Genomic DNA, 20,642 nt, shown 5'->3' on the forward strand with positions numbered 1-20,642 from the left:
CCGACCCATATCGCGCTCTGTTGACTGTCGTCATCAACTCGATACGCTGACAGCGGATCGGTAGCGACACAAGACCCCCGACGACCTCCCCCAAGGGGGCGCATCCGCCATGGAGTTCATGCCGTCCGCCCACGTCGACACCTTCGCCCGCGACCACCTCCCGTCCCCCGACCGGTGGCCCGGGCTCCGGCCCCTCCCCCACCCCGCGCGCCTCAACTGCGGCGCGGAGCTGCTGGACGGCACGATCGCGCGGCTCGGAGCGGACCGGCCCGCCGTCCTTGACGGCGCCGGCGGCGTGTGGACGTACGGGGAACTCAAGGAGAACGTCGACCGGATCGCGCACACCCTCACCGACGACCTGGGCGTCCTGCCCGGACACCGCGTCCTCCTCCGCGGGCCCACCACGCCCTGGCTGGCGGCCTGTTGGCTGGCGGTGATGAAGGCCGGGGCCGTCGCCGTGACCGTCCTCGCCGCACAGCGGCCCCGCGAACTCGCCACGATCTGCGGCATCGCCGACATCCGGCACGCCCTCTGCGACACCCGGTCGACGGACGGCCTGACGAACGCGCATATACCACACTTGCGCATCACGCCGTACGGGGGCGGCACGGCGGACGACCTGCTGTGGCGCGCCGTGCACAAACCCCCGTCCTACGCTCCGGTGGAGACCTCCGCGGACGACGTCGCCCTCATCGCCTTCACCTCGGGAACCACCGGACGGCCCAAGGCCTGCGCCCACTTCCACCGCGACGTGCTCGCCGTCGCCGACACCTTCTCCGCCCAAGTGCTGCGACCGCGCCCCGACGACGTCTTCGCCGGCAGCCCGCCCCTGGGGTTCACGTTCGGGCTCGGCGGGCTCGTCGTCTTCCCGCTGCGCGCGGGCGCGTCGACCGTGCTGGCCGACTGGGGCGGACCGGAGCGGCTGCTCGGCGACGTCCAACGCCACCGGATATCCGTGCTGTTCACCGCCCCGACCGCCTATCGCAGCATGCTCGGAGCACTCCACGGCCACGACCGCCCCTACGACGTCTCGTCGCTGCGCAGATGCGTCTCCGCGGGCGAGCACCTGCCCGCCGCCCTCTGGCACGACTGGCACCGGGCGACCGGGCTGCGCCTCATCAACGGCATAGGCGCCACCGAGATGCTGCACATCTTCATCTCCGCCGCCGACGAGGCCGCCCGCCCCGGCGCCACCGGCCTGCCCGTACCGGGTTACGAGGCCTGTGTCCTCGGGCCCGACGGGCGCCCGGTCCCCGACGGGCGGCCGGGACTGCTGGCCGTCCGCGGGCCGACCGGGTGCCGCTACCTGGTCGACGCGGATGCCGGCGCGGACGCCTATGCGAGGCAGCGCGACTACGTGCGCAACGGATGGAACATCACCGGCGACACCTACATCCGCGACACGGACGGCTACTTCACCTTCGTCGCCCGCGCCGACGACATGATCGTGTCCGCCGGCAACAACATCGCCGGCCCCGAGGTCGAGGAGGCCCTGCTGCGCCATCCCGACGTGCGGGAGGCGGCCGTCGTCGGACGGCCGGACGCACACCGGGGTGCGATCGTGGTGGCTTATGTGGTGCTACGGGACGGAGTGCCGCGCGGTCCCGAAACCGTCGCGAGACTACGGGAGTTCACCAAAAAGGAGATCGTTCCCTACAAGTGCCCTCGCGAGATCGTGTTCCTCGATACCCTGCCCCGCACGCCAACCGGCAAACTGCAGCGGTTCCGGCTCCGCTCCGGCCCTTTACAGTTTCCCCGTGACTGACCAGCAACCGCCCCACACTCCACGGTCCCTCATCGTCACCTTCTACGGCGCCTACGGCCGCGGCAGCACCGGAACACCGGCCGGACCGGTGCCGATCGCGGCACTGATCCGGCTGCTGGGCTCGGTGGGCGTGGACGCACCCTCGGTGCGGTCCGCCGTCTCCCGCCTCAAGCGGCGCGGGCTGCTCGTATCCGGCCGCACGGCGTCCGGTGCGGCCGGATACGGGCTGTCCAACGCCGCCCGGCAGCTCCTGGAGGACGGCGACCGGCGCATCTACGGCCGCCCGTCGGCCCGTTCGGGCCAGGGCTGGCTGCTGGCGGTCTTCTCCGTCCCCGAAGAGGAGCGCCACAAGCGGCACTTGCTGCGCTCCCGGCTCGCCCGGCTCGGCTTCGGGACGGCCGCGCCCGGGGTGTGGATCGCACCGGCCCATGTGCACGACGAGACGCGGCACACGCTGGAACGGCTGGGCCTGTCGGGGTACGTGGACCTGTTCCGCGGCAGCCACCTCGGCTTCGAGCCGACCGTGGAGTCGGTGGCGCGGTGGTGGGACCTGGAGGCGCTCGCCAAGCAGCACCGGACGTTCCTGGAGACGCACGAGCCGGTGCTGCGGCGCTGGTCCCGCAGGCGGCCGGTACCGGCGGAGGCGGCGTACCGGGACTATCTGCTGGCGCTGGACTCGTGGCGGCGCCTGCCGTACGCCGACCCCGGGCTGCCGGCGGGGCTGTTGCCGTCCGACTGGCCCGGGGGGCGGGCGTCACGGGTCTTCGCGGCGCTGCACGGGCGGTTGCGGGATGCGGGGGAGGAATTTGTGACGCCGGTGCTGTGAGGGGACCCAAGCCCCCGGTTCGGGGGCTGCGCCCCGTCAGGGGCGCGGGGAACTGCGCGACCAGCCACGACGCGCCCGCAGCCGAGTCCCCCAGCTACCGCTGGGGGTGCCCCAGGGGGCTTCGCCCCGGACCCCTGGGGTGGTACGTCGGCTGCAGGCCGTCGGTGGCTGGTCGCGCAGTTCCCCGCGCCCCTGACGGGGCGCCGTGGTGCCGTGTGACGAAGATCCGCCGGACACGGCAGAGGGGCGCAGCCCCCTACCCCCTCCGCCCCGTGGGCGGACGCCTGCTCCCCGCCCGGTACGGCACCGGCCACACCGCACCCGGCCCCTCATACCCCTGCTCCGCCGCCGCGTGGAGGGTCCAGTGCGGGTCGTACAGGTGCGGACGCGCGAGCGCGCACAGGTCCGCGCGGCCCGCCAGGATCAGGGAGTTGACGTCGTCCCACGACGAGATCGCCCCCACCGCGATCACCGGCACCCCGGCCTCGTGCCGGATCCGGTCCGCGAACGGGGTCTGGTACGAGCGCCCGAACGCCGGACGCTCCTCGGGGACCACCTGCCCCGTGGAGACGTCGACGGCGTCGGCCCCGCGGGCCGCGAACGCCCGGGCGATGGCGACCGCGTCGTCGCCCGTCGTGCCGCCCTCCGCCCAGTCGGTCGCGGAGATGCGTACCGTCATGGGCCGTTCCGCGGGCCACGCGGCCCGCACCGCGTCGAAGACCTCCAGCGGGTAGCGGAGTCTGGCGTCGAGGCTGCCGCCGTACGCGTCCGTGCGGTGGTTGGTGAGCGGTGACAGGAAGCCCGACAGCAGGTAGCCGTGGGCGCAGTGGAGTTCCAGCAGGTCGAATCCGGCCCGTGCCGCGGCCCCGGCCGCTGCCGCGAACTGTTCGCGGATCACGGTCATTTCGGGCGCGGTCAGCGCATGCGGCGTCTGGTTGACGCCCGCGCGGTACGGGATCGCCGACGCCGCCACGACGGGCCAGTTGCCGTCGGGCAGCGGCTGGTCGATGCCCTCCCACATCAGCCGGGTCGAGCCCTTGCGACCGGAGTGGCCGAGCTGGACGCCGATGGCGGTGCCCGGGGCCCGGTCGTGGAAGAAGTCCGTGATGCGGCTCCAGGCCTCCTCGTGCGCGGGCGCGTACAGGCCCGCGCACCCCGGCGTGATCCTGCCCTCCGCACTGACGCACACCATCTCCGTCATCACCAGCCCGGCGCCGCCCAGCGCCCGCGCGCCGAGGTGGACGAGGTGGAAGTCGCCGGGAGTGCCGTCGACGGCGGAGTACATGTCCATAGGCGAGACGACCACCCGGTTGCGCAGGGTCAGTCCGCGCAGCCGGAAGGGAGTGAACATCGGCGGTGTCCCGGCCGGAACGCCGGCCTCGCGCTCGACCGAGGCGACGAAGCCGGGGTCGCGCAGGCGCAGGTTGTCATGGGTGACCCGGCGGCTCCGGGTGAGCAGGTCGAACGCGAACCGCCGCGGCGGGCCCCCGATGTGGACGGGGAGGTCTTCGAACCACTCCAGGCTCGCGCGGGCGGCGCGCTGCGTGGACTCCACCACCGGGCGCCGCTCGGCCTCGTACGCGGCCAGGGCCGTGGCGACGTCGGGCTGCCGGTCCAGCCGGTCGGCCAGGGCCACGGCGTCCTCGACGGCCAGCTTGGTGCCGGAGCCGATGGAGAAGTGGGCGGTGTGGGCGGCGTCGCCGAGCAGGACCGTGTTGCCGTGCCACCAGCGCTCGTTGACGACAGTGCGGAAGGCCGTCCAGGCCGAGCGGTTGGAGTGCAGCGGTCGGCCGTCGAGGAGGTCCGCGAAAAGGGCGCCGCACCGTTTCAGGGTCTCGGCCTCGTCGCACCGGTCGAATCCCGCGCGCCTCCACACCTCCTCGCGCATCTCGACGATGACGGTGCTGGAACCGGCGTCGTACGGGTACGCGTGCAGCTGCACGATGCCGTAGTCGGTCTCGGCGAACTCGAAATGGAAGGCGTCCAGCGGGAGTTCGACGGAGAGCCATATGTAGCGGCAGCGGTGGGTGGTCAGCGTGGGACGTAAGTGGTCACGGTGGGTGTCGCGCGTCCGGCTGTGGACGCCGTCGGCGGCGATCACGAGGTCGTACGAGCGCGCAAGTTCCGTCGCAGGCGGAGCCTCCGTGCGGAAGCGGAGGCCGACGCCGAGGGTGCGGCAGCGCTCGTGGAGGATCTCCAGGAGCCGGTGCCGGCCGAGGGCGGCGAAGCCGTGGCCGCCGGAGCGCAGCACCGTGCCGCGGCGGACGACGTCGATGTCGTCCCAGCGTACGAACTCCCGTTGCAGCACGGCGAAGACGACCGGGTCGGCGCCCTCCATGCCGTCGAGCGTCTCGTCGGAGAAGACGACGCCGAAGCCGAAGGTGTCGTCGGGGGCGTTGCGTTCCCAGAGGGTGATCTCGCGTTCGGGTGCGCGCTGTTTGAGCAGGGCGGCGGCGTAGAGGCCGCCGGGCCCGCCGCCGATGACGGCGACGCGCTGCGCGGCCGGTGCGCTCATCGGCCCTGCCACTTGGGCGGCCGCTTCTCGGTGAAGGCGGCGTGGAACTCGGCGTAGTCGGCGCCGTTCATCAGCAGTGCCTGTGTGGTGGCGTCGAGTTCGACGGCGGCGGAGAGCGGCATGTCGAGTTCGGCGGTGAGCAGGGCCTTGGTCTGTGCATGGGCGAGGGCGGGCCCGTCGGCGAGACGGCGGGCGAGGGCACGGGCGGCGGCGGGGGCACCCCCTGTGTCCGTCAACTGACTCACCAGCCCGATGCGTTCGGCCTCCTCGGCCTGGACCGGTTCGCCGAGCATGAGCAGCCGCGTGGCATGGCCGAGGCCGACGACGCGGGGCAGCAGGTAGGCGGCGCCCATGTCGCCCCCGGAGAGGCCGACCTTGGTGAAGAGGAAGACGAAGCGCGCGGTCGGGTCGGCGACGCGGAAGTCCGCGGCGAGCGCGAGCACGGCGCCCGCGCCGGCGGCCACCCCGTGCACGGCGGCGATCACGGGGAACGGGCAGCTGCGCAGGGCCTGGACGACCTGGCCGGTCATCCGGTTGAAGTCCAGGAGCTGCCGGGTGTCCATGGCGAGGGTGGCGCCGATGATCTCGTCGACGTCCCCGCCGGAACAGAAGCCGCCTCCCTCGCCGCCGAGGACGAGGGCGCGCACGCCTCCGTCCCGGGCGAGTTCGGGCAGCAGGTCGCGCAGGTCGGCGTAGGCGCCGAAGGTGAGGGCATTGAGCCTGCCGGGCCGGGTGAGGGTGACGGTCGCGACTCCGGCGTCGAGGGCGAGGCGCAGGTGCCGCCACTCCTCGACGCCGGTGCGGGATGCGGAGCCGGTGAACGGACTCATCGGGCGTCCTCCTTCGACCGAAGGGAGGTGCGGAGTGCCTGCCCGGCGAAGTTATCACCGCTCCGTGACTGTCGTCACGAGTGCGCGATAGGAATTGGGACGTACTGCCGCCCAGCGTCTGCGGGTTGTCGGTGGCTGGTCGCGCAGTTCCCCGCGCCCCTTCGGGGCACTCAGTCCCCCAACGATGCCACCATCAGCGCCTTGATGGTGTGCATGCGATTCTCCGCCTCGTCCCAGACCACCGAGTGGACGGACTCGAAGACCTCGTCCGTGACCTCCAGCGCGGTCAGCCCGTGCCGCTCGTGGATCTCGCGGGCCACCGAGGTGCCCAGGTCGTGGAAGGCCGGCAGGCAGTGCAGGAACTTCACCGCCGGGTTGCCCGTCGCGTGCAGGACGTCCATGGTCACGGCGTACGGGGCGAGCAGGGCGATCCGGGCGTCCCACACCTCCTTGGGCTCGCCCATCGACACCCACACGTCGGTGGCGATGAAGTCGGCGCCGCGCACGCCCTCCCCGACGTCCTTGGTGAGCGTGATCCGCGCGCCGCTGGTCTCGGCGATCCGGCGCGCCTGGGCCACCACCTCGGCGGACGGCCACAGTTCCTCGGGCGCCACGATGCGGACGTCCATGCCGAGCAGGGCACCGGTGACGAGGTAGGAGTTGCCCATGTTGTACCGGGCGTCGCCGAGGTAGGCGTAGGCGACGCGCTCCAGCGGCTTGCTGGTGTGCTCGGTCATGGTGAGCACGTCGGCCAGCATCTGGGTGGGGTGCCACTCGTCGGTGAGGCCGTTGAAGACGGGGACGCCCGCGTGGGCGGCCAGCTCCTCGACCGTCTCCTGGCCGTGGCCGCGGTACTCGATGGCGTCGAACATCCGGCCGAGCACCCGTGCGGTGTCCCTGACGGACTCCTTGTGGCCGATCTGCGAGCCCGCGGGGTCCAGGTAGGTGGTGGAGGCGCCCTGGTCGGCGGCGGCGACCTCGAAGGCGCAGCGGGTGCGGGTGGAGGTCTTCTCGAAGATCAGCGCGATGTTCCGGCCCTGGAGCCGACGCTCCTCAGTGCCCGCGCGCTTGGAGGCCTTGAGCTCGGCGGCCAGCTCGATCAGGCTGTGGAACTCCTTGGCGGTGAGGTCCGTTTCCTTGAGGAGGTGGCGGCCCTTGAGGTCTGTCGCCATGGGGTGGCTCCTAGGTCTGACAACTGCACGGGATATGGAAGCTCATACAAGTTTTCGTATCATTATGCACACCCTCACCTGCCGCCCCTATACCGCGTCCCGTTCGACCGGGCAGCTCATGCACCTCGGCCCTCCCCTGCCCCGGCCCAGCTCGCTGCCCGGGATGGTGATGACCTCGATGCCGTGCTTGCGCAGGTAGGTGTTGGTGGTGGCGTTGCGCTCGTAGGCGACCACGACGCCCGGCTCCAGGGCCAGCACGTTGCAGCCGTCGTCCCACTGCTCGCGCTCGGCCGCGTGCACGTCCTGCCGGGCGGTCAGGACGCGGATCGAGTCCAGCCCCAGGGCGGCGGCGATGGCGCGGTGCATGTGCTCCGGCGGGTGGTCGGTGACCTTCAGCTCCCGCTCCCCGGCGCCGGGCTCGATGGTGTACGAGCGGAGCATGCCGAGGCCCGCGTACTGCGTGAACGTATCGCCGTCCACCATGGTCATCACGGTGTCCAGGTGCATGAACGCTCGCCGCTTGGGCATGTCCAGCGCCACGATCGTCTTCGCCGAGCCCGCGGCGAACAGCCCGCGGGCCAGCATCTCCACCGCCTGCGGAGTCGTCCGCTCGCTCATGCCGATCAGCACGGCACCGCGGCCGATGACGAGCACGTCGCCGCCCTCGATGGTGGACGGATAGGCCGACTGCCCCTCGCACCAGACGCGGAAGTCGCCCATGGCGAAGAGCGGGTGGTGCCGGTAGACCGCCTCGTAGTGCACGGTTTCGTGCCAACGGGCGGGCCAGCGCATCGCGTTGATGCTCACGCCGTCGTATATCCATGCCGAGGTGTCGCGGGTGAAGAGGTGGTTGGGCAGCGGGTTCAGGAGGAAGTCGTCCAGGTCCATGGCGTGGAAGCGGATGGAGACGGGCTCGGCGTGCCGCTCCAGGAACTCCCGCTTGGTCATGCCGCCGATGAGCCACGACGTCAGCTCGGCCTCGGACATCCCGTCGAAGGCGGCCCGCAGATGCCCGGTGGCCAGGGGGCCGAACTCCTTCTCGTCGAAGACTCTGTCCAGCACCAGGGAGCGGGCCCGGGGCGCCTGCAGGCTCTCCTGCAGCAGGTCCTGGAAGAGGTGCACCTCGACGCCGCGCTCGCGCAGCACGTCGGCGAAGCCGTCGTGCTCGGCGCGGGCACGGCGCACCCACAGCACGTCGTCGAAGAGGAGGGCGTCCTTGTTCGACGGGGTGAGGCGCTTGAGCTCCAGGTCCGGGCGGTGCAGGATGACGCGGCGCAGCCGCCCGGCCTCGGAATCGACGTGGAATCCCATGCCTCCATCCTCGCCCCGGAGCGGGGTGAATACTCGGCATGGACGGCACGGAGTGCCGCGCGGCTGCCGCCCCGGGGCGAGTCCGGTGGATCTTCGCGCCCCGAAGGGTCGCGGGGAACTGCGCGACCAGCCACGACGCACCCGCAGATGGCGTGCTGCCCCGGGGCTTCGCCCCGGACCCCCAGGGTGGTGCGTCGACTGCGGGCCGTCGGTGGCTGGTCGCGCAGTTCCCCGCGACCCTGACGGGGCACAGCCTCAGGGCAGCGGGCGCGCCGGCGCGTACCAGACCTGTTCCGCAGGAACGTCCACCAGCTCGCGCTCGGGCCAGCGCAGCGCGGTCAGGCGGCCACCGAAGACGGCTCCCGTGTCGAGGCAGACGGTGTTGTTCAGCCACGTCGCCGTGCGCATCGGGGTGTGGCCGTAGACGACGGCGGCGCGGCCGCGGTAGTCCTCGGCCCACGGGTGGCGCACGGGCAGGCCGTACTCGTCCGTCTCGCCCGTGGTCCTGCCGTACAGGGCGTGCGCGCGGACCCGGCCCGACGTGCGGCCGTGGTACTTCTCGGGCAGCCCGGCGTGGCAGACGACGAGGCGGCCGTCGTCGAGGAGGTAGTGGCTGACCAGCGAATCGACGAACTCCCGCACCCGCCCGGGGAATTCCGGATCCCGCCGGCTCTCCCGCTCCAGCTGGGCGAGGGTCTCCGCGAGGCCGTTCGCGGCCGTGTTCCCGCGGCCGTCGAGGCGGCGACCGAGCTTGTTCTCGTGGTTACCGGCGACGCACAGGGCGTGACCGGCGGCGACCATGCCCATCACCAGGCGCAGCACACCGGGGCTGTCCGGGCCGCGGTCGACGAGGTCGCCGACGAACACGGCGGTGCGCCCTGCCGGGTGGACGGCACCGACGGGCCGGCCGGCCGCGTCGCGGGTGAGGGCGTAACCGAGCGCGGTGAGCAGGCTCTCCAGCTCGGAGCGGCAGCCGTGCACGTCGCCGACGATGTCGAACGGACCGGTGAGACGGCGCAGATCGTGCGGGTTGCGCTCGCGGACGATCTCGGCCGCCTCGACCTCTTCGGCGCCGCGCAGGACGTGCACACGACGGCGGAAGCCCTCGCTCTCCAACCTGCCCAGGGAGCGCTGCAGTTCGCTCCGGTGCCGCTGAAGGGCCTGACGCGGCGGGGCGACCCGGCCGGGGCGGGCGGCGTTGCGCTCGGCGCACACGTGCTCGGGGACGTCGAGGACGACGGCGACGGGCGGCACGTCGTGCTCGCGGGCCAGCCGGAGGAGTTCCTTGCGGCTCTCCGGCCGGACGTTGGTCGCATCGACGACGGTGAGGCGACCGCGGGCCAGCCGCTTGTCGACGATGCAGTGCAGCACCTCGAAGGCGGCGGCGCTCGCACTCTGGTCGTCCGCGTCGTCACCGACCAGGGCACGGCAGAAGTCGGAGGAGACGACCTCGGTGGGCCTGAAGTGCCGTGCGGCGAAAGTGGACTTACCGGATCCGGTGGCCCCGACGAGCACCACCAGGCACAACTCGGGAACGGACAGGACGCGGGGAGTGACACGGGGCGTCACACGGGGAGTGTGGACGCCTCCCGCCTCGTTCGTGCTCATGCCGCCTCGCCTTCCTGCCTGGCCTGTCCGGCCTCGCCGCCGTCGCGCACCGGGTGTGACGGCGACGCCCCGACGGGCACGGCGGGCCGCGCCGACGGTGCACAGGACGGCGAAGATCACCTCACGCCCTGCCCACCCTATGACACGGGCCGTGCCCCGCCGGGGGCCGGTCCGCCGCCGATCACGGCGGCCAGCGCCGCGATCCGCTCCGGCCCCACACGGCAGCAGCCGCCCACGAGCCGCGCCCCGGCGGCCACCCACGCGCGGGCGAGCCCGGGCTCGAAGGTGGGACGCCCCTGCCAGTCCCGCGCCGCGGCATCCCACCCCTCCCCGCTGTTCGGATACACCACCACCGGCTTGCCCGTGACGCGCGCCGCCGTCTCCACCGCGGGGCCCACGTCGTACGGATCGCAGCAGTTGACCCCGACGGCGATCACCTGCTCGTTCCCCGCGGCCAGGGCGAACGCCTCCGCCAGCGGCTGCCCGGCCCGGGTGCGCTCCCCGGAGGCGCTGAACGTCAACCACACCGGCACCCCGCACCCCTGCACCGCCCGCAGCAGCGCCTCGGCCTCGGCGGCGTCCGGCACCGTCTCCAGCGCGAGCACGTCCGGCCCGGCCGCGGCCAGCGCCGCGACCCGCGGCCGGTGGAACCGCTCCAGCTCGGCCACGCCCAGCCCGTACCGCCCGCGGTACTCGCTGCCGTCCGCGAGCATCGCCCCGTACGGCCCGACGGACGCGGCCACCCACACCTCGTCCTCCGCCCGGGACGCCGCCCGCCGGGCCAGGGCGACACTGCTCCGCAACAGCGCCGCGGCCTCCTCCCGCCCCTTGCCCCGGCGGGCGAACCCCTCGAACGTGGCCTGGTAGCTGGCCGTGATGAGCACCCGCGCCCCGGCCCGCACATACGCCAGGTGCGCCTGCTCGATCTGCTGCGGATCGTCGGCGAGCAGCCGGGCCGACCACAGCTCGTCGGACAGATCACAGCCCTGCGCCGCCAACTGGTTGGACAGCCCGCCGTCCAGGACGAGCGGTCCGCGCGCCAAGGCGTCGGCGAGCGGTACGGAAGGCGCGGGCATCGGGTGCTCCTCTCCTTGGTTCTCCTCGGTTCTCCTCGGTTCTCCTCGGTTCTCCTCGGTCCCGGGGTGCCGTGGTCTCAGCCCAGCTGGGACATGACCTGGGAGGAGATCAGCTCCAGGTGGTCCAGGTCGTCCAGGTCGAGGAGTTGGAGGTAGATCCGGGAGGAGCCGACCACCGCATAGCGGCCGATCTTCTCGACCACCTCGGCCGGGGAGCCCGCCAGACCGTTCGCCTTGAGCTCGTCCACCTCGCGGCCGATGGCGGCGGCCCGCCGGGCCACCTCGGCATCGTCCTTGCCGACACAGACCACCAAGGCGTTGGAGTACACCAGCTCGTCGGCCTTGCGCCCGGCAGCCTCGGCCGCCGCCCGGACCCGGCCGAACTGCCGCTCCGTGTCCTCCAGGGATGCGAAGGGGATGTTGAACTCGTCGGCGTACTTCGCGGCCAGCCGCGGCGTACGCGAGGCACCGTGACCACCGATCAGCACCGGCACCCTGCCCTGCGCGGGCTTGGGCAGCGCAGGGGAGTCGACGAGCCGATAGTGCTTCCCGTCGAAGCTGAAGGTGCTGCCCACCTCCGTCTCCCACAGACCCCTGACGATGGCCAGCTGCTCCTCCAGGCGGCCGAACTTCTCCCTTGGGAAGGGAATGCCGTACGCGGTGTGCTCCTCCTCGAACCAGCCCGCCCCCAGGCCCAGCTCGACCCGGCCGCCCGACATCTGGTCGACCTGGGCCACCTGGATCGCGAGGACCCCGGGCAGCCGGAACGTCCCCGCGGTCATCAGCGTGCCCAGCCGGATGCGGCGGGTCTCCCGGGCGAGCCCGGCCAGGGTGATCCAGGCGTCGGTCGGCCCGGGCAGACCGTCCGCGGAACCCATGGCGAGGTAGTGGTCGGAGCGGAAGAAGGCGTCGAAACCCAGGTCCTCGGTGGCCTTGGCGACGGTGAGCAGAGTGTCGTAGCTCGCCCCTTGCTGGGGCTCGGTGAAAATGCGCAGGTCCATCCCTCCATCCTGCCTGCTCGAACGTGCGTCAACCGATCAGCACCCGACCCGCCCCGCCCACCTCGGTCGGGTGAATTTCCGTCACCTCCGCCGACCGTCGGACCGCCCGCCAGTATCCGGCGCGCCCGGTGATCGTTGGCTCGGGCGGAGCCGGACCGCCCGGCACCCGCGCCGGTGTCCGCTGCCGGAGACGACGACCGCAACACCGCCCGCCCGCACCGGGAGGGCCGGGGCCGAGGAGGCCACCATGACCCAGGGAGCCGTGCCCGACGAGGCAGTGCCGAGCGAGGCCGCTTCCCCGCAGCAGGATGCACCGAAGGGCCTGCTGCAGCAGATGGAGGAGCTGATGGCAGCGCTGAACGCCAACCTGTCGCAGCTCGACGCCGACCTTCAGTCCTCGGCCCAGCGCTTCCCGCCCGGGGCGGAGCCTGCGCACGACGCGGGCGGCGCCGGCCCGGACACCGCGGCCGGGGACCGCACCGAGGGCTGACCGGCCGCTTGGCCGTGCGGGCTTCATGCGGCACCCCCGTGCTCCCGCAGGGCGAGCCGTCTCAGCAGGGCGCCCACCCGGTCGCTGGTCTCGTCCGCGGCATCGATGGCCTCGATGCACTGCCAGTACACGGCATCCTCCTCGCAGACGCAGGCGACGCCCACCAGGGCTATGCCCACCTCGCCGAGGAGATCGCCCAGTTCCCTCAACGCCTGCCACGGGTCTCGCACTTCGGAGAGCTGCGACGCCCGTAACACTCCGGCGCGCAGCGTGATCTGCCGCAGCGCGCCGGAGGCCCTGCCGCCCGCCTCGCTGAGGCCGCCGGCCGCGGCCCGGGCCTCGAAGGGCCCGTGGACCGTCAGGTGGCTGCCGACCGCCTCGGCCAGCGCCTGTGTCTGCCATGCCTCGACCACGATCTCGCGCACCGTCCTGGCCTGCGCCAGGGCGGCCTGCGTGGTCTTGATCAGCCGCACCGCGTCCATGCCCCGTCCCCCACATTTTCCGACTGCGCACTCTCACTACCCAGAGTGATGACTAACTGCCGGAAAAGCCAGGGGAATTCAGAAATCTGTGGATACCAAATCGGGTGTGGATAACTCAATCACTCCGGAGAGTGACGATCGCCATGATCGCCGCCCGCACCGGGCCCCCGCCCTCCTACCGGAAACCGCCGCTCGTTGCGGTCGATCTTCGCGGAGAGCGCGGCCAGCGCATCGATCCCCAGCACCTCGCAGAACTGCAACAGGTAGGCCAGCACGTCCGCGACCTCGTCCTCGACCCGCGCCGCCGTCCCCGCATCCGCCATCACCCGGGCCGACTGCTCCGGCGTCAACCACTGGAAGATCTCGACCAGTTCGGACGCCTCGACGCTCAGCGCCGCGGCGAGGTTCTTGGGCGTGTGGAACGGCTGCCAGTCGCGCGCCGCGGCGAACGCGGCGAGGCGCTGCTGCAACGCCCTCACGTCCGCGGCGCCACCGCTCGCGTCGTCGCCGCACTCGCCCCGCCGCCCATCGCGTCCGTCGCGTCCCTTTTCTTCACGCTCATCCATCACACCCCAGGTCTACCATCGACGCCCCCTCCACCTCCTCCGCCATCGCACCCGCCTCCCCGCGCACCGTCCCCACCAGCCGGATGTGCCCCCGGTGACACATCCGCCCCGCCAGTTCCAGCAGTTCCCGCGCCTGGTGCGGGTCCAGGCATCGGTCCAGCCCGTCCGCCAGCACCGTCAGCACCTGGCGGGCCGGCAGCACCTCGGTCACCGGCTCCACGGCCAGCACCCCGGGGCCGGTCAGCAGGACCAGGCACAGCGCCAGGTACCGCAACTCCCCGTCGCCCAGCCGCTCCAACGGCGTGGCCGCCCCCGCGCTGCGGGCCAGGACGGCCCGCACGAAGCCGCCCTCCAGCCCCTGCACCGACAGCCCCTCGACCTGCCCGCGGCACCCCGCCTCCGCCGCCGACACCAGCGCAGCGTGCCGGGTGACGCACTCGCTGCGGGTACGGCCCAGGACCGCGGCAACGTTGTCGCAGGCGCTGCGCAGCCGCCCGTCGCGCGCGGCGACGGGGGCGCGCATCAGCTCCGGGCGCGGGTCGCAGGCGAAGACCGAGCGCAGCGCGATCAGGACCTGTTCGGCCGCGTCGAGCACCATGCGCTGCCCCGCGGTCTTGCCGGCGACGCGCAGCGGCAGCAGCGCCGTGCCGAGCCGGTCGTCGGGCAGGGGTGCCCGGGTGACGGGCACGGACCCGGCCGTGTGCCAGGCGGCCTCGACGCGGGGCTGTTCCGGGTCGCGCAGCGCCGTGGACAGCAGTGTCCGCCCCGAGCCGGTCAACCGTTCGCCCACCACGCGCAGTTCGGGCTCGGCCTGCACCGCAACGTCCAGCTTCACCGGTCCCACGGGCCCCTCGACCGTGCAGCCGATCCGGAACCCGCGCCTCCCCTGGGCGTCCGGCCTGGCGTGCTGCGGCACGCACGCGCCGGCACCGCCGGCCACGGGGACGAGGGCCTCTTCGAGGGTGTCGCCGCCGGCGAGCCGGGCGAGGGCCTCGTAGGCCTGCAGGGCACTGGACTTGCCGCTGCCGCTCGCGCCCCGGAAGAGGGTCAACGGGGCAAGCCGGAAGACGGCGTTGCGGTGGGATTTGAAGGCGGAGAGCCGGAGTTCGGTGACGGTGGGCCGCTCGAAGACGGCGGCCGGTCGGGCACGGTGTGTGTCCATGCCCGGACCGTATGCGGCGACCGTTCAGCCAAACCGTTTCAGCTGATCACTCTTCCTACGATCGGGGTACCCGGACCCCACCTCGGTTCCTTCGGGTGCGAGAAGGAAGACGTTGGTGTCGATCCGGTGCATCCCGCAGCCCAGGCCGAAGACCACGCCGCTGGCGAAGTCGAGGATCCGCCGGGCGACCTCGGTGTCGGCACTGGTGAGGTCGAGCACCACCGGCACCGCATCCATCAAATGCTCGGCGACCTCTCGTATGTCTGCGAAGAACTGCACGCGCAGAACGACCAGACGCCGCCGGTCCCGCCCCGTCTCCTCCTCGGGCAGGGCCCTGTGGTCTGGCCAGGACGGCCAGGCGTGGTGCCCGCGCAGCGGGACCACTTCGGCAAGCCCTTCCCACTGCTCATCGGTGGCCTCGGACCTGTTCACCGGCTCACCCCTCCGGGGAACGTGCTGACTATGTACATCCCGCGATTCTAGGGACAACCGGCCCCATTCGGCCCAATGACACGCGCCGTGCGGGCGTGCTCCGCCGCGGGGGCGCGTCACTTCCGCTGTCGCAACAGCTGTTGACGGTCCGGTGGATCGCCGCGCAGTCAGCTCGTCAGCAAGGCAGCATCCCACACGCTCCCGCCGGACCGTGCAGCGGGCCGACCCGCGCGGGCGTCGGCGTACGAGAGCAGTGCGAGGGCGATGCCCGCGGCTCCGTCCAGCACGCCGGGGGCGTCGAGCGCCCGGGCCCCGGCGCCGGGCGGCAGGACCTGCCGGTAGCCGAAGGCGGCCTGCGGATCGAACCCGGCGGCGATCGCAGCGGCCATGGCGTCCACGTCCTCCCACAGCGTCGCGTCACCGGTTGCCGCGGCCGTCCGCACGCCCGCGTGCAGCAGACCCGACCGGCCGTGGCAGAGCGTCAGGTCCTCGCGCATGCCGGGCTCCGGCGGGCTGTGGAACGCCTCCCGCACAGCGCTGTGTGCCCGTTCCTGCACGGCCGGGTCCGCGAGCGCTTCGCCTGCGAGGTGAAGGGCCCGGGCGATGCCCGCCGTCCCGTAGCACCAGCCCGTGCCGGACCGCGGCACCCGCTCTCCCGACGCGGGCGCCGTCTCGTCCTCGAACGACACACGGCCCGGCCACCGGGCGCCCTCCGCGTCGCTGCGCTCCTTGCCCGTCACCCAGTCGGCCATGGTGCGCAGGGCGTCCTGCATGCCGGGCACCCGGTACCCCGCCAGGTACGCCAGCGCCAGCAGCGAGAGCGGACCGCAGATGCCGTGTGCGACACCGACGTTGAAGTCACCGCCCGGGAAGGTCTTGCGGTCGCGCTCGACGACGTACCGGTCAGGTGCGCACCACCAGCCCGGGACCTCGTGTCCTGCGACGCGGACGGGCCGTGCGAGACCGGTCAGCCAGATGAGTACGTCCGCGAGCACGTCGGCGCTGCGCCCATCGCCGTGCTCTGCGTTGAGCAGGAGGACACGTCCTTGACCTGCGAGGCCCGCGATCACGTCGTAGTCGGCGTACGACAGTCCGGGGCCGTCCGACCGGCGCCGGTCCGTCAGTTGTGAGGTCACCGCAGCCACATAGGAGGCGTGCACTTCGGCGCTGCGTGTCAGGAGTCGGGTGTATCCGCCTGATACGGCGGTCTGCAGCAGGGCGGGCAGCGTCAGATCGCCTGCGCCCGCCGGTCCGGCTTTCGCGGCCGCTGCTGCGGCAGCGGCCAGGTGGGCGTGTGCTGTGGCGGACGACCGCGGGTCGTCCTGGGCCAGGCGGGCGTGCAGCATGGCGATGCCGGCGTGACCGAGCAGCAGAGAGGACGGCCGCCAGCCGGGGAGCAGCAGTGCGGCCGGTGCGGTCTCGTACGCCCCGGCCGTCACGGCTGCGACCCGGGCGGGGTCGGCCAGGAGTCCGGCCACCTCGGCTGCGGTCTCCCGGGCCTGTTCGCAGGAGGGGAGCAACTGGCTCATCGGGCGTGCCTCTTCCTGTTCAGGTGCAGGGCGAGCCCTTCGAGAGCGGTCGCGTGCGCGAGCGTCTCCTGATCGCGTGCCGGGCCCAGGAGTCTGTTGCAGTGCATGTGCGCGAGGCTCAGCGCGGCCGTCGGCCGGCTCCTGCCGTGGTCCTCCGTTCCTGCCAGGACGTCGTGCAGGGCGTCCAGGGCGGCGGAGCGGCGCGACCAGTTCGCGGCGAGCCCCGGTACGGTCTCCAGCGCGGCAGGCGGCCGCGGGCGCCCGTGGTCGTCGAGCAGGTCGGCCACGTATGTCTTCCGGTCGCGCGGGACGTCGCCGCGCCGGGCCACGGCAGAGCCGCTCCGGAGCCAGGTCAGGGCCTCGTCCTCGGTGCCGAGCCGGGTGAGTACGGCGAGCACCCCCAAGGCGGCGAGGACGGAGGACGGAAGGGCGTCCGGCTCGCCGGACGTCGCGGTCAACTGCCCGAGCACGACGGCGCTGTCCGTGTGGAAGACCTGCTCGGCGTGGTGGATCGCGGCTGCGCCGCCGTACCGCTCGATCTCGGGGTCGTAGGTGTCCAGGACGAGCCGGCCGGCCAGCCCGGAACCGCGCAGTCGCTCCGCCCACTCCCGGAGTCCGGGCAGCAGCAGCGACCACAGCTCGGCCGGTTTCCCGTGGAAGCGCAGCCGCAGATGGGGGTCGGGGTCCGCGTAGCGCAGGAAGAACCAGGAGTCGGAACCGACCGCTGCGAGCCGTTCGGGATCCGTCAGCTCCGGCAGGTGCCGGGAGAGCACGCGGGGTTGCAGCGCCTCAGGCACGTAGATCTTCGCGTACAGCCACTCCCCGCCGGGGACGTGCACGCCGGCCGCGCGCTCTGGGACCGGGGCCGGGACGTGCTGCGACGCAGCGGACGGGGCCGACGCACCGGGCGCCCGCCGCCCGGCGACCGGGAAGACGAACTCGCTCGCGTGCGCGCCGTCCGGGCCGCACAGCCACTGTCGTCCTTCGTGTCCGCCGTACTGTTCCACGACGACGAGACCGGCAGGGCGTTTCAACTCGTCCTCCAGGACCAGCCGGTGCAGCGGGTCGTCGAGGTCGACGGCGATCCGGTTGTCCACGCGCGTGAGCAGGACGTGGCGCGGCACGCCCCACTGTTCCCGCCACCGCCGCACCTGCTCGGACCAGGCGGCGTCACTGCTGCCCACTGCGTCGGTCAACTGCCGGTCGGGCAGCCAGCGCGCGGGGAAGAGCACGGTCCTGCCGTACGTCACCCGCGGCTGGGCGGGGGCGGTGGAATACGGGCCCCAGGTCCACGGCAGGCACCACTCCTGTCCTTCCCGGCCGAGTTCCAGGAGGAAGCGTGCCGTGGGAGGAACATGCCCGCTCATCGGGTTGAGCATGGAGTACGACACCGGCCGCACCTTCTCCCCCGTGGCCGTGTCGACGAGGTGCAGCCGGTCGAGGTCGGCGTACACGGCCAGGCCGGGTGCGCGCAGGTCCGTCACCGTGCCGGCGGCTGCGGGGCCGACGCCGAGGGGGATGCGGTGCGGGAGCCATTGGGGGACGGTGGCCACGTTCGCCGAGCGCATCACGCGCGGCCGGTAGGCGACGCATGCCGTGCGGACGGTGTCCGCCGTGGCCTCGGCGCCGGTGCGGACGAGATCGCGGATGTGTCCGGCGCTCTGGCCGAGGACCGGTGCGAACCGGCTGAAGGTCGCCCCGGCCAGGGGTGAGCCCGGGTTGGCCCCCAGGACGAGCCGGAAGTCCCCCGCGCACAGTGCGTCCCAGCTGTCCGCCACCACTTCGGCTCCCACTTCCAGAGAGGCGGGTCGCGGTCGGGGGTCCTGCGGGGCGAGGGACCGCAGCGCCGCCTCGTCGAGCACGGCTTCGGGCACGGTTCCCGGAACGGCTGCGGCGCGGCGGGTGGCGTCGAGGAACAGCTCGCCCAGCACGCGGTCCCTGTGCTCGGCGTCGGGGTGCGGCTCCGGCGGGCCGCCGGGCTGTTGCCGGAACTCCTCCGGGAGGCCCAGTCCGCGGGCCTCGTCGAGCAGTTCCGGCAGCGGCACCTGCCGACCGGTCCCGTACCGCTCCAGGAAGCGCCCGTGGTAGGCGCGCAGTGCCGAACTGCCCGGCCGGGCCTGGGAGGTGCGCCACAGCGCCGTGACCGCGCGCTCGACCTCCCGGCCCACGCCGACGGGCAGCACGAGACGGGCGTCGAGCGCGAGATCCGTCTGGACGAGGTTCTCGGCAGGGTGCAGGGCCCGCATCCGCTCGCTCGCGGCCGTCAGTGCGGTGCCGCGGTCGGCGGGCCGCGCCGCGTCCAGGCCGGACAGTGCGGCACGGACCTCCCGCAGTTCCCCCGCGAGGAAGTGGTCGCAGCCGTGCAGGCGTTCCAGCACGTGTCCGAGGGGGTCGACGGCGTCGGGCGGCGGCATCAGGTCGCTGAGCAGGAACCGGCCGTGCACGAGCTGGGCGACCACGCGCTCGACAGCGCCATCGGGCGCGTGGGGGAAGCGTTCTGCGAGCTGCTTCACGAGCTCGGGCCAGGGCAAGGGCGCAGTCGCGCACTCGAGGGCGCACCGGACCACGCTCGTCATCCGCACGGAATGCGCCAACTGGCTGGATCCGTCGGCGTCGTAGAAGTCGAGGAGGACCAGCCTGCCGTCCCGCACCGTGTGCAGGTCGTTGGCGACCAGCCGGGTGCGCTCCAGGACGCCTGGCACCTTGGCCAGCTTGTCCACGACCGCGTTCAGCCATGCCGCGTCCGGCCGGCTGATGCTGCGGTGCTCGCTGCCGAGTTCCTGCACGGGTCCGGATTCGGACTCGGATTCTGACTCGGATTCGGCGAGGGCCACTCCCGCGAAGAATCCGAAGGGGGTGGGTCGACAGGTCATGCGCAGGCGGTACTTGACCAGGGAGACGAGGATCCGGCGCAGTCTCCTGGGCTTGAGTGGTTCCCCGTCCGCCGCCCGCCGGGCCTCCCCCGCGAGGCTCGGGCTCGCCAGGCCCACCGCCGCCATGAACGCCGCATCGGCCGTCAACTGCTCGATGCGCTTCCTGATGTGCCGCTCGTCCCCGACGGCCCCGCCGTCCCCCGCGGCGGGCCCGACGCCGGGCACTCCCGCGGCCGGCAGGGGCAGCACGGCCGCACGCAGCAATGCCACGCCCGCACAATCGAATTCGGCCTCGGCAGTCATTCGCACCCGTTCCCACGGCGCCGGTGCGGCGGGAAGCGCGGTGGTCCGCGCCTCCCGCCGCACACGGGTCAACTGGTCATTGACAAACGGCCGATCACTCGGCAGCGGTTGCTCAGTGGCAGTACATGACGGTCACCGGACACGACATGCAGGTGCCCGTGATGGTGACGCTGGTGTGCGGACCGAAGGCGGTCCCCTCCTGCGGCACGACCTCCAGGTCGAGGTCCAGGTCGAATTCCGTCTCGACTGCAATCGTCGTCATGACGCATACCTCCCATGGTGTTGTCGGCCCCGGGAAAACCCGCGAATGCAGAAGTCCCCCGCCGGGCCGCGGGACTTGGACCGGGCGCCATGCAGGGGCCTGGTTCCGCAGCAGACCATCAACGACGCGACGCGGTCTGGCAAGACAGCCGACTGCAGTTGAACCCGGGCCGTGACCACGGATTTTCTGCATCGTCCCACCGTGCCGCCGCCCGGGCCTCCGGCAACGGGCCCGCTTTCCACCCGCAGCCCCCATAAGGAATTGCATTGGAAACCCCAAGCCACCCTTATGCAGAGGGGCTAGAGAAGTCGTCGGCGATCAACTGAGGCTTTTTCCTTGACAGTCGACGAGACCCGGTGATTGCCTCACCCGTGGTTGATGCAACCTTCCCGGAGGACGGGGCGCAATATGCGGGAGTCCCCCGGGCCGTCAGAGTGCC

General features: G+C 72.5%; 16 protein-coding genes and 1 pseudogene. 3 read left to right on the forward strand and 14 right to left on the reverse strand.

From position 1 onward, the window contains the following. The first annotated feature begins 109 nt into the window (after positions 1-109). Complete coding sequence (locus ACMATS_RS10150) at positions 110-1,765, forward strand: AMP-binding protein (protein WP_414167738.1); 1,656 nt, start codon at positions 110-112, stop codon at positions 1,763-1,765. Then, a complete protein-coding gene (locus tag ACMATS_RS10155; protein ID WP_390778315.1) occupies positions 1,758-2,591 on the forward strand; it encodes a PaaX family transcriptional regulator C-terminal domain-containing protein in 834 nt (277 codons plus the stop codon). Before ACMATS_RS10150 ends, ACMATS_RS10155 begins: the two co-directional genes overlap by 8 nt. A 256-nt stretch (positions 2,592-2,847) precedes the next feature. Here the strand turns inward: ACMATS_RS10155 and ACMATS_RS10160 are convergent, their stop codons facing one another. The 7 genes and pseudogenes from ACMATS_RS10160 to ACMATS_RS10190 form a co-directional block, all read right to left on the reverse strand. Next, positions 2,848-5,106 carry a bifunctional salicylyl-CoA 5-hydroxylase/oxidoreductase gene (locus ACMATS_RS10160; RefSeq protein ID WP_414167739.1) on the reverse strand — a complete coding sequence of 753 codons (2,259 nt, stop codon included), beginning with the start codon at positions 5,104-5,106 and terminating at the stop codon, positions 2,848-2,850. Continuing rightward, positions 5,103-5,936 (reverse strand): enoyl-CoA hydratase family protein, encoded by an 834-nt coding sequence (locus ACMATS_RS10165; RefSeq protein ID WP_414167740.1) that lies wholly within the window; start codon positions 5,934-5,936, stop codon positions 5,103-5,105. Before ACMATS_RS10165 ends, ACMATS_RS10160 begins: the two co-directional genes overlap by 4 nt. 170 nt (positions 5,937-6,106) lie before the next feature. Next, complete coding sequence (gene argF / locus ACMATS_RS10170; protein ID WP_414167741.1) at positions 6,107-7,108, reverse strand: ornithine carbamoyltransferase; 1,002 nt, start codon at positions 7,106-7,108, stop codon at positions 6,107-6,109. 87 nt (positions 7,109-7,195) lie between these two features. After that, entirely contained in the window at positions 7,196-8,419 is a 1,224-nt protein-coding gene (locus ACMATS_RS10175) for an arginine deiminase (protein ID WP_390778319.1), read from the reverse strand. Between the two features lie 261 nt (positions 8,420-8,680). After that, positions 8,681-10,027 (reverse strand): annotated as a pseudogene (locus ACMATS_RS10180) (AAA family ATPase); the annotation flags it as partial. A 137-nt stretch (positions 10,028-10,164) separates the two neighbouring features. Continuing rightward, the gene (mmuM, locus tag ACMATS_RS10185; protein ID WP_391150989.1) at positions 10,165-11,103 is read right to left on the reverse strand and encodes a homocysteine S-methyltransferase; all 939 of its coding nucleotides are present in this window, start codon (positions 11,101-11,103) and stop codon (positions 10,165-10,167) included. Positions 11,104-11,180: 77 nt separating this feature from the next. Then, on the reverse strand, positions 11,181-12,104 hold the full coding sequence (locus ACMATS_RS10190; protein ID WP_414167742.1) for an LLM class F420-dependent oxidoreductase: 924 nt from the start codon (positions 12,102-12,104) through the stop codon (positions 11,181-11,183). A gap of 247 nt (positions 12,105-12,351) precedes the next feature. Here ACMATS_RS10190 and ACMATS_RS10195 point away from each other — a divergent pair, with 247 nt between their 5' ends. Next, the gene (locus tag ACMATS_RS10195; RefSeq protein WP_336412697.1) at positions 12,352-12,594 is read left to right on the forward strand and encodes a hypothetical protein; all 243 of its coding nucleotides are present in this window, start codon (positions 12,352-12,354) and stop codon (positions 12,592-12,594) included. Positions 12,595-12,617: 23 nt separating this feature from the next. On the opposite strand, the gene ACMATS_RS10200 is transcribed toward ACMATS_RS10195, so the two are convergent. From ACMATS_RS10200 to ACMATS_RS10230, 7 genes are all read right to left on the reverse strand, one after another. Further along, positions 12,618-13,076, reverse strand: coding sequence for a DUF6099 family protein (locus ACMATS_RS10200; protein ID WP_414167743.1), 459 nt, complete (start codon positions 13,074-13,076; stop codon positions 12,618-12,620). A gap of 119 nt (positions 13,077-13,195) precedes the next feature. Then, complete coding sequence (locus ACMATS_RS10205) at positions 13,196-13,642, reverse strand: nucleotide pyrophosphohydrolase (protein ID WP_414167744.1); 447 nt, start codon at positions 13,640-13,642, stop codon at positions 13,196-13,198. After that, a complete protein-coding gene (locus tag ACMATS_RS10210; RefSeq protein WP_391150981.1) occupies positions 13,635-14,804 on the reverse strand; it encodes an AAA family ATPase in 1,170 nt (389 codons plus the stop codon). Before ACMATS_RS10210 ends, ACMATS_RS10205 begins: the two co-directional genes overlap by 8 nt. A 24-nt stretch (positions 14,805-14,828) precedes the next feature. Next, entirely contained in the window at positions 14,829-15,236 is a 408-nt protein-coding gene (locus ACMATS_RS10215; protein WP_336412701.1) for a cell division protein SepF, read from the reverse strand. A 167-nt stretch (positions 15,237-15,403) separates the two neighbouring features. Next, positions 15,404-16,765, reverse strand: a complete 1,362-nt coding sequence (locus ACMATS_RS10220; RefSeq protein ID WP_414167745.1) for a lanthionine synthetase C family protein — start codon at positions 16,763-16,765, stop codon at positions 15,404-15,406. Then, positions 16,762-19,908, reverse strand: coding sequence for a lantibiotic dehydratase (locus ACMATS_RS10225; protein ID WP_414167746.1), 3,147 nt, complete (start codon positions 19,906-19,908; stop codon positions 16,762-16,764). The genes ACMATS_RS10220 and ACMATS_RS10225 overlap by 4 nt, the downstream gene beginning before the upstream one ends. A gap of 145 nt (positions 19,909-20,053) precedes the next feature. After that, on the reverse strand, positions 20,054-20,203 hold the full coding sequence (locus ACMATS_RS10230) for a hypothetical protein (protein ID WP_171087223.1): 150 nt from the start codon (positions 20,201-20,203) through the stop codon (positions 20,054-20,056). Positions 20,204-20,642: the final 439 nt, after the last annotated feature.

Origin of the sequence: Streptoverticillium reticulum, assembly GCF_047456005.1 — a bacterium.
Lineage (GTDB): Bacteria > Actinomycetota > Actinomycetes > Streptomycetales > Streptomycetaceae > Streptomyces > Streptomyces reticulum.

Coding starts and splice junctions, on each gene's coding strand:
- ACMATS_RS10150 (WP_414167738.1), top strand. CDS start 110: ATGGAGTTCATGCCGTCCGCCCACGTCGACACCTTCGCCCGCGACCAC.
- ACMATS_RS10160 (WP_414167739.1), bottom strand. CDS start 5,106: ATGAGCGCACCGGCCGCGCAGCGCGTCGCCGTCATCGGCGGCGGGCCC.
- ACMATS_RS10165 (WP_414167740.1), bottom strand. CDS start 5,936: ATGAGTCCGTTCACCGGCTCCGCATCCCGCACCGGCGTCGAGGAGTGG.
- argF (WP_414167741.1), bottom strand. CDS start 7,108: ATGGCGACAGACCTCAAGGGCCGCCACCTCCTCAAGGAAACGGACCTC.
- ACMATS_RS10175 (WP_390778319.1), bottom strand. CDS start 8,419: ATGGGATTCCACGTCGATTCCGAGGCCGGGCGGCTGCGCCGCGTCATC.
- mmuM (WP_391150989.1), bottom strand. CDS start 11,103: ATGCCCGCGCCTTCCGTACCGCTCGCCGACGCCTTGGCGCGCGGACCG.
- ACMATS_RS10190 (WP_414167742.1), bottom strand. CDS start 12,104: ATGGACCTGCGCATTTTCACCGAGCCCCAGCAAGGGGCGAGCTACGAC.
- ACMATS_RS10195 (WP_336412697.1), top strand. CDS start 12,352: ATGACCCAGGGAGCCGTGCCCGACGAGGCAGTGCCGAGCGAGGCCGCT.
- ACMATS_RS10200 (WP_414167743.1), bottom strand. CDS start 13,076: ATGGACGCGGTGCGGCTGATCAAGACCACGCAGGCCGCCCTGGCGCAG.
- ACMATS_RS10205 (WP_414167744.1), bottom strand. CDS start 13,642: ATGGATGAGCGTGAAGAAAAGGGACGCGACGGACGCGATGGGCGGCGG.
- ACMATS_RS10210 (WP_391150981.1), bottom strand. CDS start 14,804: ATGGACACACACCGTGCCCGACCGGCCGCCGTCTTCGAGCGGCCCACC.
- ACMATS_RS10220 (WP_414167745.1), bottom strand. CDS start 16,765: ATGAGCCAGTTGCTCCCCTCCTGCGAACAGGCCCGGGAGACCGCAGCC.
- ACMATS_RS10230 (WP_171087223.1), bottom strand. CDS start 20,203: ATGACGACGATTGCAGTCGAGACGGAATTCGACCTGGACCTCGACCTG.